This is a genomic window from Streptomyces tropicalis (assembly GCF_029269835.1).
GTDB lineage: Bacteria > Actinomycetota > Actinomycetes > Streptomycetales > Streptomycetaceae > Streptomyces > Streptomyces tropicalis.
Genome location: NZ_JARJBB010000015.1, coordinates 61,251 through 72,857, shown reverse-complemented (window position 1 = coordinate 72,857; position 11,607 = coordinate 61,251). Strand labels below are relative to the sequence as shown.

At 70.3% G+C, this 11,607-nt stretch carries 10 protein-coding genes; 4 read left to right on the top strand and 6 right to left on the bottom strand.

What is annotated here, in order from left to right; genetic code table 11:
* The first annotated feature begins 167 nt into the window (after window positions 1-167).
* On the top strand, window positions 168-410 hold the full coding sequence (locus P3H78_RS24575; protein ID WP_276111321.1) for a DUF5302 domain-containing protein: 243 nt from the start codon (window positions 168-170) through the stop codon (window positions 408-410).
* A 411-nt stretch (window positions 411-821) separates the two neighbouring features.
* On the opposite strand, the gene P3H78_RS24570 is transcribed toward P3H78_RS24575, so the two are convergent.
* On the bottom strand, window positions 822-2,513 hold the full coding sequence (locus tag P3H78_RS24570; protein ID WP_276111320.1) for an acetolactate synthase large subunit: 1,692 nt from the start codon (window positions 2,511-2,513) through the stop codon (window positions 822-824).
* Window positions 2,514-2,664: 151 nt separating this feature from the next.
* Between P3H78_RS24570 and P3H78_RS24565 the strand changes: the two genes are divergently transcribed.
* Window positions 2,665-3,201 (top strand): MarR family winged helix-turn-helix transcriptional regulator, encoded by a 537-nt coding sequence (locus P3H78_RS24565; protein WP_276111306.1) that lies wholly within the window; start codon window positions 2,665-2,667, stop codon window positions 3,199-3,201.
* 943 nt (window positions 3,202-4,144) lie between these two features.
* On the opposite strand, the gene P3H78_RS24560 is transcribed toward P3H78_RS24565, so the two are convergent.
* The 4 genes from P3H78_RS24560 to P3H78_RS24545 all read right to left on the bottom strand — a co-directional run bounded on the left by P3H78_RS24560 (window position 4,145) and on the right by P3H78_RS24545 (window position 6,963).
* Window positions 4,145-4,432 carry an SCO5918 family protein gene (locus P3H78_RS24560; RefSeq protein ID WP_276111319.1) on the bottom strand — a complete coding sequence of 96 codons (288 nt, stop codon included), beginning with the start codon at window positions 4,430-4,432 and terminating at the stop codon, window positions 4,145-4,147.
* Window positions 4,433-4,512: 80 nt separating this feature from the next.
* Window positions 4,513-4,848 (bottom strand): CBS domain-containing protein, encoded by a 336-nt coding sequence (locus tag P3H78_RS24555; protein WP_438828036.1) that lies wholly within the window; start codon window positions 4,846-4,848, stop codon window positions 4,513-4,515.
* 151 nt (window positions 4,849-4,999) lie between these two features.
* Window positions 5,000-6,514: a DEAD/DEAH box helicase gene (locus P3H78_RS24550; RefSeq protein WP_276111317.1), complete on the bottom strand. Its 1,515-nt coding sequence runs from the start codon at window positions 6,512-6,514 to the stop codon at window positions 5,000-5,002.
* Window positions 6,515-6,756: 242 nt separating this feature from the next.
* A complete protein-coding gene (locus P3H78_RS24545; protein ID WP_020943091.1) occupies window positions 6,757-6,963 on the bottom strand; it encodes a cold-shock protein in 207 nt (68 codons plus the stop codon).
* A 632-nt stretch (window positions 6,964-7,595) separates the two neighbouring features.
* On the opposite strand from P3H78_RS24545, the gene P3H78_RS24540 reads away from it, so the two are divergent.
* Both P3H78_RS24540 and P3H78_RS24535 read left to right on the top strand, forming a co-directional pair.
* A complete protein-coding gene (locus P3H78_RS24540) occupies window positions 7,596-8,084 on the top strand; it encodes a GNAT family N-acetyltransferase (RefSeq protein WP_276111316.1) in 489 nt (162 codons plus the stop codon).
* A 1,031-nt stretch (window positions 8,085-9,115) separates the two neighbouring features.
* Entirely contained in the window at window positions 9,116-9,460 is a 345-nt protein-coding gene (locus P3H78_RS24535) for a MerR family transcriptional regulator (RefSeq protein ID WP_276111315.1), read from the top strand.
* A 323-nt stretch (window positions 9,461-9,783) separates the two neighbouring features.
* Here the strand turns inward: P3H78_RS24535 and P3H78_RS24530 are convergent, their stop codons facing one another.
* The gene (locus P3H78_RS24530) at window positions 9,784-11,469 is read right to left on the bottom strand and encodes a ribonuclease J (protein WP_276111314.1); all 1,686 of its coding nucleotides are present in this window, start codon (window positions 11,467-11,469) and stop codon (window positions 9,784-9,786) included.
* Window positions 11,470-11,607 lie beyond the last annotated feature (138 nt).

Sequence of the window (11,607 nt, the reverse complement as noted above, 5' to 3'; positions counted from 1 at the left end):
CGACCCTCGGCGCGGCCCGAAGCCGTGTGCGCCTCACCCACGAAGCGAACGCCCTCGGTCGCGAGAGGGGCAGCGGCCGGAACGGAGCAGGATGACGTCTCCGGCGCCCCGCAGTGCGCCCGGCATGACAAGCTGTGCTTGCCCATCCCCGAACCCAGGAGGTCGCCATGACCGCAGAGCCCGTATCCACGGAAGGTTCGGAGCCGGCTGCCCCCGGGACGTCCCCTCTGGCACCGGACGCTGACGGCACCTACGACCTCAAGCGCAAGTTCCGCGAAGCCCTGGCGCGCAAGCGCGGCGCGCAGGCGGACGCCGCCGATGGTGCCGCCGGCCCCGATGCGTCGAAGGTGCGCGCGGCGCACGGCCCGGCCGCGAGCCAGCGGTCGTTCAGGCGGAAGAGCGGCGGCTGAGTCGACCGGTCCCGTGATCCGGCCGCTCAACCGGCAAGATCCAGTCTGATGCACCATCCCGGAGGGCGGCGAGCACGGCGGCTACCGGAGCACCGGTCTGATCATCCCGCATGGCCGGGCCGCCGGCGGGAGCCAGCTCCCGGCGTGGTCGGGCGAAGCCGAAGCACCGCAAGGCGGGGGAGTTCTGCGAGGTTCCCCTGCCGCGCTCGGGGCGGGAGCCGACGGAGCGGTACGAGCGGAGGCATGGCACCACGCAGGGGGCCGGCTCCTGCGTGGTTCGCGCGGTCACCGCACGGAGCCGGTGGAAGGCCGCCGAGTGCAGCAGCTCCCGGGAGCATCCGGCTGCCATGACGCGGGCGCCGGCTCCCTGTCCTGCATCGGCGTGCCCTTCGAGGCCGTTCGTCTCGGCCCTCAGAACGGGCCGTGGAGATCGCCCAGTCTGTCGGTCAGGCGCAGGTTCTCGGAGTAGTCGATGGGGCAGGCGATCACGGAGACCGCGTCGTCGTCGAGGGCGCGGCGCAGCACGGGCAGGAGCTGATCGGCGGCCTCGACGGCGTAACCGCGTGCGCCGAAGCTCTCGGCGTACGCGACGAGGTCCGGGTTGGTGAACCGGGTGTGGCTGTGGCGGCCGAGTTCGAGTTCCATCTTCCAGGTGATCAGGCCGTACTCCTCGTCGACCAGGACGAGGACGACCAGCGGAACGCGTTCGCGGACGGCGGTCTCCAGTTCCTGGGAGTTCATCAGGAACGAGCCGTCTCCCATCATCGCCAGTACCCGCCGGTCCGGCCGGGCCAGCTTGGCGGCGATGGCGCCCGGCAGCGCGAAACCCATGGTGGACAGGCCGTTGGACACCAGGCAGGTGTCCGGTTCGTAGGTGGGGTAGAGGCGGGACATCCACATCTTGCCTGCCCCGGTGTCGGCGAGGACGACGTCGCGCCGGTCCAGGGCGGCGCGGACGTCGTGCACCACGCGTTGGGGCACCAGCGGGAACGCGTCGTTGTCGCGCCCGTACCGGAGCTCTTCGTCGAGCAGCGCGCGGATCTTCGCGCTGCTTTCGGAGTCGTAGGTGAGTCCTTCGGGCAGTGCAGACGCGAGTGCGTCCAGAACCCGCGACGGGTCTCCTTCGACGCCCACGGAGACCGGGTAGTGGGCGTCGACCTCGGCGGGGAAGCGGTGCACGTGCAGGATCCGCTTGTCGCCGTTCGGGTTGATCTTGGCCGGGTCGAATTCCTGGACCTCGTAGCCCACACAGACCAGCACGTCGGCGCTGTCGAAGCCGAAGTTGCCGTAGTCGTGGCGCATGAAGCCGACTGCGCCGAGGGCGTTGGGGTGATCGTCGGGGAAGACGCCCTTGCCGTGGAACGTGGTCGCGACCGGGACGTTCAGCCGCTCGGCGAAGCGCACCAGCGCGGCCGAGGCCCGGGCCCGTGCGGCGCCGTGGCCCGCCAGCACGACGGGGTTCCGAGCCGACACAAGCACCTCGGCCGCCCGCGCGATCTCGGTGGGTGAGGGCGCGTCGGCGTGCACCACGTCGATCTGCAGGGGTGCCAGGGACTCTGCGGGACGTTCGGCCTCGATGTCCTCCGGCACCGCCAGGAAGACAGCGCCGGGCCGTTCACTCTGCGCGATCTTGAACGCCTTGCGGGTCATCTCCGGCACCGCGTCGGGACACTCGACGCGGGCAGCCCACTGTGTGACAGGAGCGAACATCGACACCAGGTCGATGACCTGGTGCGACTCCTTGTGGATTCGCCGCAGAGACCCCTGCGCCGCGAGGGCCACCACCGGTGCGCTGTTGGTCATGGCGTCCGCAGTGCCCAGCAGCAGGTTGATCGCGCCGGGACCCAGCGTCGCCGAGCACACTCCGGCCCGGCCGGTCAGCCGCCCGTAGATCTCCGCCATGAACGAGGCGGCCTGCTCGTGGCGCACCAGGACGTACCGGATTCCTGAACCGTTCAGCGCGTCGACGAAGCGGATGTTCTCCTCGCCGGGAATTCCGAAGACGTACTCCACGCCCTCGGCCCGCAGGCAGCGCACCAGCAGGTGCGCGACGTCCTCCGCTGCTGCCGTGTTCTGCGACCCGGTCTCGCCTTCGGTGCCCATGGGAGGACGGTAGGCCCGCCCTTCTGCCGCGGCCACTCATCCGGGGCCGGCCGGGGGTCCCCTGTGCTGCTCCGGCATCGCGTGGGGCCCGAGAGAGGGCCGGTTCCCGGTCCGTGAGAACGCGGCGTCCCGGGCGCGGTAGAAAGGACGCATGCAGGAGCGAGAGACCCCGACGGGTGCCTTGGACGATGTCGACGCCGTCACCAGGGCGGTGCTGACCGCTTCGCGCCTGTTGGTGGCGGTCTCGGCCCGTTCGCTCGCTGCGGTGGAGGACCGGGTCACTCTTGCCCAGTTCCGTATGCTGGTCGTGCTGTCGACCCGGGGGACGACCAAGCTGGTCGCTCTCGCCGAGCTGCTCCAGGTGGCGCCCTCCACGGCCATGCGCATGGTCGACCGGCTCATCGCGGCGGGGCTGGCGGACCGGCGGACCAACCCGGCCAACCGTCGTGAGACCCTGCTGCAGTTGACCGAGGAGGGTCGGCGCACCGTCGAGGACGTCACCGCCCGGCGCCGTGCCGAGATCGCCGCCATCGTGGAGCGCCTCCGGCCGACCGAGCGGTTCGCCCTCATCGAGGCCCTCAACGCCTTCAACGAGGTGGGGGGAGAGCCACCGGCCCCCGCGGCCGACGATCCGGAGCCCCATCCGCTCGGCTGGATCGTGGACGGGGTGGTGGCGCACGACGCCTGACGCCCGGTCGGGGGCGCGCCCTCGCGTCCCCGGTGAGGCGGGCCTGGTGTGTGCGGCCGCCCTCGGCCTGTACCTGTCCGTCGTCGGCGCCGGCCGCGCCCTGGTCGGTGTCGCCGCCCTGCTCGGTGTGTGCCTCGCGCCCCCTACCTATTCTTGCACAGTGCAAAGGCAATCGGGAGGGTGTGTGCGACCGCGGGGAGGCTGCTCAGGTGGTCGCGTGCACGGCGCGCAGTGCGCTCTGGTGACTGAGCCAGCCGACCGGCGTACCCCGCTCCGCGTCGAGCACGGGCACCCCGCTGCCGGCGGCCGACAGCAGCGTGTGCAGTGCCTGCGCGAGGGGCTGTTCGGTGGTGACATGCGCGGGCGGTTCGGCCGGCCGTCGACCGTCGCCGGGACGGCGTCCGGCTGCTCCGCGAGGGCCTCGGCGTCCGTAGCCGTGTGGTGAAGTGGATGAGGGCCCGCTGCCGAGGCGGGCGGCCCCGATGGATCCGGCTCCCCGCTGCGCTCAGGTCTTTGCGTGATGGCGATCGGTCCGGTTCGCCTGTGACATGACGTCATGTTCTGTGGCGAACCACGGAAGCAGCACAGGCACGCAACACGCGCAGGGCACGGCGGCATCAGCGGGCGTGATGCAGGGTGCGCGCGGCTCCGCCGAGTAGTCGTCGGCGGTTCGGCGCCGTGCGTCCATGCGCGGTTGCGGTCGTACACGTGCAGCACTGCCGGGTATCGGCTCGGGCCCGCCGCACCGGTTGTCGCCGGCAGCCCCGCGACGACAACCGGGCCGGCAGGTCGTACCGGCCTCGTGCGGCCTCGCGACTCAGGCCGAACCGTCGGCCCCTACGGGCCGTGGTTCGCGCGTCCGGCCCGGCACAATCCGGGTGCCGCATCCTTCGGTGTTCCCACCCGCGGACGACGGTTCACCTGCCGTCGATTTCGGAATCGTTCACCAGCCGAGCGCGTCGCCGTCCGCCGGCGCGTCCCAGCTTGGCGCGACCGGGCGCGCGTCGTGGCAGGTGAAGCCGAGTTGGGTCAGCGCCCGGCGCATCTCGGCCGCGGTGAAGTCACGGCGGTTCTGCCTGGTGATCACTTCCCCGACCTGCATCACGGGGTAGACGCGGCGGTCGATGGTGACAGACACGCCGGCGACGGGTTCGGGCGGGACGCCGGTCATGGACTGTTCGATCTCGATCTTGGTTAGGTCGAAGGGGTACCGGGCGATGACACAGCGCATGGCTGGCTCCACGAAGTGGGGGGAGAGAACGCCGGGGACGGTGAACGGGTGAAGGCGGTCGGGCGGGGCCGGTACGCCGGTCAGGGCGTGAGAGCGAGCACGCCCAGGGCGTAGCCGTGTTCGTCGATCACGGGGGACACGTCCAGCGTCCTGATCCGCATGGCGGCCTCCGCCTCACCGAGTATCGATGTGGAGGAGGTGAACGGCCCGCGGTCGAGTGGGATGTCCCGCAGCCGCGTCCGGTCCTTGTACCACGAGCCGCCGCGGTGTGCGGCGAGCTGGGCCCGTGTGACCAGTCCCGCGCACCGACCGTCCTCGTCCCGGAGGAGCAGATGCGGGACACGCGCACCGATGAGGACGGACAGGGCCACGTCGACCGCCATGTGGTCGTCGACCTGCGGCCCCGGAGCATGCATGGCGTCACGGGCGGTCAGGCCGGTGCCGTCGGCGCTGTCGAGCTTCTGTGTTCGGGGCGGAAACGTCGTCAAGGGCTTCTCCTCTTCGTCGGGGCGGCCAGGACGGGCGACGGCTCGTCCCGACCGCAGGGAGCGCTTCCCCGGGCTTGAGCTACGGGTTGTTCCTCGGTGCAGGCCGACGGCCCCGGGCGGCGGCCCGGCCGCTTCCGCCACGGCCGGCCCCCTGGCCGCTCCCCCCACGGCCGGTGGCCCGGCTCCTGCGATGCCGGCCGACGGCTCCCTTGCCCTCGGGTCGTCCTTCGACCGGTGTGGCGAGGACGACGGGCACGCCGGAGGGGGTCCGGGCGCCGGTGATGCGGTGCAGCTCGGCCTCGCCGGGGCGGATCCGTACGGTGTGCGGAGCGATCCCGGCGTCGCCCATCAGACGGCCCACCGCTCGCCGCTGGTGCGGCAGCACGAGGGTGACGACGGTGCCGGACTCGCCGGCGCGTGCGGTACGGCCGCCGCGGTGCAGGTAGTCCTTGTGGTCGCCGGGAGGGTCCACGTTCACGACGAGGTCGAGGCCCGCGACATGGATTCCGCGGGCGGCGACGTTGGTGGCCACCAGGACCGTGACGTGGCCGTCCTTGAACTGAGCGAGCGTCCGGTTGCGCTGTGACTGGGACTTGCCGCCGTGCAGGGCCGAGGCACGCACCCCGACGGACAGCAGGTGCTTGGCGAGCCGGTCCACCGCGTGCTTGGTGTCCAGGAACATGAGCACGCGTCCGTCGCGGGCGGCGATCTCGGTCGCGGCGGTGTCCTTGTCGACGTCGCGCACGTGCAGCAGGTGGTGCTCCATGGTGGTGACGGTTCCCGCGGACGGGTCGACCGAGTGCACCACGGGGTCGTGGAGGTAGCGGCGTACCAGGAGGTCGATGTTGCGGTCCAGCGTGGCCGAGAACAGCAACCGCTGCCCGCTCGCGGGAACTTGGTCGAGCAGCGCGGTCACCTGCGGCATGAAGCCCATGTCGGCCATCTGGTCGGCCTCGTCCAGCACGGTGACGGCGACCTGGTCCAGCCGGCAGGCCCGCCGCTCGATGAGATCCTTGAGGCGGCCGGGCGTCGCCACGACGACCTCGGCGCCGTCGCGCAGCGCACTCGCCTGGCGGCCTATCGACATGCCGCCCACCACGGTGGCGAGCCGCAGCCGCAGGGCGCGGGCGTAGGGGGTGAGCGCGTCGGTGACCTGCTGGGCCAGTTCCCGGGTGGGGACGAGGACGAGGGCGAGCGGCTGCCGGGGCTGGGCCCGCTGTCCGTCCAGACGGGCCAGTACGGGCAGGCCGAAGGCGAGCGTCTTGCCCGAGCCCGTACGGCCCCGGCCCAGGACGTGCCGGCCGGCCAGTGCGTTCGGCAGTGTGGCCGCCTGGATCGGGAAGGGGACGGTCACGCCCTCGGCGCCGAGCGCGGCCAGCAGCCTTGCGGGCATGTCCATTTCGGTGAACGTCTCGGCCGCCGGCAGCGGCTCGGTGAGGGTGGCCGGCAGGGCGAACTCCTGTCGGCGCGGGGCGGAGCGTGCGCCCTGGCCAGTCCGTCGTCCGGTACCCGGACGGGGACCCTGGCTGTCCGTCCCCTGCGCACGGAAGCGGCTGCCTGAAGCGGTGCCGGTGTGACGGGGGGTGCGGTTCATGGAAGAACCTTCCTCGATGCGGCGTATCGAGGAATTCCGTCCAGCGGCGATGACCACACGAGGATTCGCAAGAATGAGCCGAAGAAAAAAGAGCCGGGCCTCGTGGCGCTGAAGCGGGGACGGCCGGCGGTCCGGAAAACCCGGAAAACGGGAAAATCAATGAGCTGGGGCCCGTACCCCAAGAGCACGGGCCCCAGCCACCTGGTGCGCGAACCACTGGCTCGCGACGATTCGCGTCTGCGTCAGGCGGGAACGATGTTCTCGGCCTGCGGGCCCTTCTGGCCCTGCGTGACGTCGAAGCTAACCTTCTGGCCTTCCTGAAGCTCGCGGAAGCCTCCGTTGCTGATGATGTTCGAGTAGTGGGCGAACACGTCAGCGCCGCCGCCCTCCTGCTCGATGAAGCCGAAGCCCTTTTCCGCGTTGAACCACTTCACGGTGCCAGATGCCATATTGAATCTCCCTTGGGGGGCAGTGCTGGACTCCGCACTTTGCGGAGCCGAGTCGCCGCGATGATCACCCCTCCGGAAAAATCCGGAAAGCTCTGCAAAGAAATAATCTCTGGCAACCAAAACTGCAACTGCTCTCACGTTAACACAGGCCGGATGGCGACGGTCATGCGTTTTCGGGAGCGTCCCGTAATATTTCTCCCGCGTCCGGGTGTATTTCTGTAGTGGCGGGACCAGGTATCTGCGCCGTGCTCGTCCGGCTTCCGGCGTATTTCCCGGTGCAGACGCAGGGCGTCGTCGAGCCGGTCCTCAAGGGAGACGATGCGGAACACGGTGCGCGGGTCGTCGGAGCGGATCCGCAGCGCCGGGGTCGGCCGTTCGTCCCGTTGGAAGAGGGCTTCCGGATCGGGCTCTGCCTCCAGGAGGTCGGCCAGACGGAGCAGCCGGCGAGGGCGCGGACGGACCGGCGCCGCTCACGCAACGCCTTGATGAGCGCTCCGGCTCCCTGCCTGAGCGCGCCGCCGACGGCACCGGACAGGAGCTGACGAGTGGTTCCCCGGAGCGGCGCAGGAACGCCTGCCCGGGCAGCCGACCCCTCCGGACGAAGGCGCACCCCGGTGCGAAATACTCTCCCGATGAGTTCACGCACTTCCCCGAAAAGTCAGCCGATCACCATACGGAGGGCCGTCGCGGGGGACGCCAAAAGGCTCACACGGCTCGTGCGTGGCTCAGGCGCCTACGAGGGTGTGTACGCAGCCGCAGTCGCGGGCTACCGGGTCGGCCCCGACTACATCGAGGCCCACCGCGTCCACGTAGCCGTCGGCTCCGACGGGCATGGAGGACGGATCCTCGGGTTCTACTCGCTCGTTCTCGCTCCACCGGAGCTCGACCTGCTGTTCGTCGCCGACGAAGCGCAAGGACGGGGTATCGGACGACTGCTCGTCGCGCACATGCAATCCGAGGCCCGTGCCGCCGGGCTCGACCGTGTCATGGTCGTGTCGCACCTTCCCGCCGAGGACTTCTACCACCGCGTCGGTGCAGTACGGATCGGGACCGCCCTCGCGAACCCGCCCGCCGTCCCGTGGGACCGTCCCGAATTCGAGTTTCGCATTCCTGCGGAATGACGCGGTGTGCCGGTCCGCAGGGCACCGGCTTCGCCTGCATGGCGCGCTGCGGCCACCCGGCTGGGGTTTCCGAGCGGATCGTGGGCCTGACCCAGCTGGTGATCAGCGAGCTGGTCACCGCTCCAGTACGTGCCCGGCGCCGCCCTCGTGCAGCTGTGCCTGGTCGGCGGGGAGGTGAGGGGCACGGTCTGGGACACCGATCCCCTGCTGCCGGCAGCCTCGCGAGGAGACCCGCAACGGGTGGGTCGGCACTCTCCGGAGATCGTGAGGCCATCGCACTGGAACCCACCGTCGATCGGGAAGCGGTCGGCGAAGGCGTCACGGCCCGGAGCCTCCGGGATGTCCGAGCCCGTCCCCGGAGCCGGCCGAAGGACACTCTGAACGTGGGCTCGTGCGCGGCCACGTCTCGCAGGGCCTTCCGTCGGAGAGCGGTCCTGGTCTGGGCCTCGGCGCGGGGTTTCGGCAGTGGACATACACGGCTTGGGACGCCGTTCAGCGTGGGCGAACACCGGGCCGGTCCCACGGAGGACTGCGGTACGTGAAGCGGGGGCCGCCATGCGAGTGAGCACACTTCCTGATGTACCTGCGCCAGAAGCAGACGCACACTCCACGGAGAAAAACTGTCATGGCGACGGTAGACATTCCCCCGCCGCAGGGTTAACGTTGTCTTCGTACCCAGAAGTCGACGTGGGTACAGCAGGCACGAACTGCTGTGCAGGTGGACCAGAAGGACACGGCCCCAGCGGGGGCTGTGAGCAGCACCCGCGGTATCCACGTAATCGAAAGGTAAGGAGCAGAACGCCATCAGGATCGCCCGGGCGAGGAAGAAGTCCGCCCGGGTACCGCAAGACCCCGGATTGGAAGGTGGTCCCCGGTCACGCATTCGCGATCCCCGCAACCCCGCCCTCCCAGGCGGCACCTGCGGAAGAAGAAGGCCGGCGCAGCGCGCCGGTAGATGGTGTTGAAAGCTCGGGGCCCGGGTGCCGTACTGGCACCCGGGCCCCCCGACGCGTCCCTGAAAGAAGAGGTCTATGCCGCCTGCCGGTTCCCGTCCCCTCGGCCCTCTCGACGATGACGACTACCCCGCCTACACCATGGGCCGGGCCGCCGAGATGCTCGGCACCACCCCCGCCTTCCTCCGTGCCCTCGGCGAACACCGCTTGATCACCCCGCTGCGCTCCGATGGCGGCCATCGCCGCTACTCCCGGTACCAGTTGCGCATCGCCGCCCGCGCCCGCGAACTCGTCGACCAGGGCACCGCCATAGAGGCCGCCTGCCGCATCGTCATCCTCGAGGACCAGCTCGAAGAGGCGCAGCGCATCAACGAGCGACTGCGCGTCGAGGGCGGCAAGCCTCAGCCGAAGACATCAACCTGATCAGAACGCCCGAACCCGAGGCGACCGATGCACTGCCGACGGCCGAGACCGCTGAGGGACCGCACCGCCGTTCCGCAGCCCAGGCGGGCTCAACACGTCAACCGGACTCCACGGAAGAGAGAACCGCGAGCGGGCGTGACGCATGGAGTGGGTGACGAGGGGAGAACCCGGTGAAGAGGGAGCGGCAACCGACAGGAGGTTGCCATGGTGGCGGGGATCGGGAACTGGGGCAGCTTCCGGCCGTCGCTGAGGCGGAACCGCCCGGGATGTCCGTCGCGGGCGGTGCTGCGGCCGGTACGGCGACCGTGCTGCCGGGCCATGGCTCAGGCGTCGATGATGACGGGAATGATGAGGGGCTTGCGGCGGTGGGTGCGGAACGCCCAGTTCGCCACGGCGCGGGCGAGGAGTTGTTCGAGCTGGTGCGCGTCCCCGACGCCTTCCTCGGCGGCGGTGGCCAGGGTCTTCTCGATGACGGGGATGACCGGCTCGAACGTGGTGTCGTCGTGGACGAAGCCCCGGGCCAGGAAGTCGGGGGCCTCGGCGAGGGCGCCGGTGTCCGCGTCGACGATCGCCACCACCGTGACCACGCCTTCGGCCGCGAGGGTGAGGCGGTCCTTCAGCGACGCTTCGGTGGCGCCGCCGACTTCCATGCCGTCCACGTAGACGTTGCCGGCGGGGACCTTGCCGGTGATGGACGCGCGTCCGTCGACCAGGTCGACGACGACGCCGTCCTCGGCGATGACGACCCGCTCGGGGTCGACACCGGTACGGATGGCGAGGTCGGCGTTGGCCACCAGGTGGCGCCACTCGCCGTGCACGGGCATGACGTTGCGGGGCTTGACGATGTTGTAGCAGTAGACGAGTTCGCCGGCGCTGGCGTGCCCGGAGACGTGCACCTTGGCGTTGCCCTTGTGGACCACGTGGGCGCCCCACCGGGTGAGTCCGTTGATCACCCGGTAGATGGCGTTCTCGTTGCCGGGGATGAGGGAGCTGGCGAGCAGGACGGTGTCGCCCTTGCCGATGCGGATCATGTGGTCGCGGTTGGCCATCCGTGACAGCGCGGCCATCGGTTCGCCCTGGGAGCCGGTGCACACCAGAGTGATCTTGTGGTCCGGGAGCTTCTCCAGCTCCTTCGTGCTCACGACCAGACCGGACGGGACCTTCAGATAGCCCAGGTCGCGGGCGATGCCCATGTTGCGGACCATCGACCGGCCGACGAAGGCGACCTTGCGGCCGTGCTGGTGGGCGGCGTCCAGGACCTGCTGGATGCGGTGCACGTGGCTGGCGAAGCTGGAGACGATGACCCGGCGCGGCGCGGTGCGCATCACCTGCTCGATCGCCGGGTTCAGCTCACGCTCGGAGGTGGTGAAGCCGGGCACCTCGGCGTTGGTGGAGTCGGTGAGGAACAGGTCCACGCCCTCCTCGCCGAGGCGGGCGAAGGCGCGCAGATCGGTGATGCGGTCGTCGAGGGGGAACTGGTCCATCTTGAAGTCGCCGGTGTGCAGCACCATGCCGGCGCCGGTGCGGATCGCGACCGCGAGGCTGTCCGGGATGGAGTGGTTGACCGCCACGAACTCGCAGTCGAAGGGACCGAAGCCGCGCCGGTCGCCCTCCCGCACCCGCACCGTGCGCGGCCGGATGCCGTGTTCCTTGAGCTTGGCCTCCAGGAACGCCAGCGTCAGCTTGGAGCCGACCAGGGGAATGTCGGACCGCTCGCGCAGCAGGTACGGCACGCCGCCGATGTGGTCCTCGTGACCGTGGGTGAGGACCACGGCCACGATGTCGTCCAGCCGGTCCCGGATCGACGTGAAGTCCGGCAGGATCACGTCCACGCCGGGCTGGGTCTCCTCGGGGAACAGCACGCCGCAGTCGACGACGAGCAGCTTGCCCGCGTGCTCGAAGACGGTCATGTTGCGGCCGATCTCACCCAGGCCGCCCAGGGCGATGACGCGCAGCCCCCCTTCGGGCAGGGGCGGGGCGGCTTTCAGGTCGGGGTGCGGATGGCTCATACCCTGACGGTACCCGGAGAGCGGGGCAGAGTGATCCATCGCCCGTGTGATCCAACGAGCGTTCGATACGATCCGACGCCGGGGACGTACTGTACGTCCCCGGCTGATCACGATGGGGGACCCGGAACCCGGTCTGAG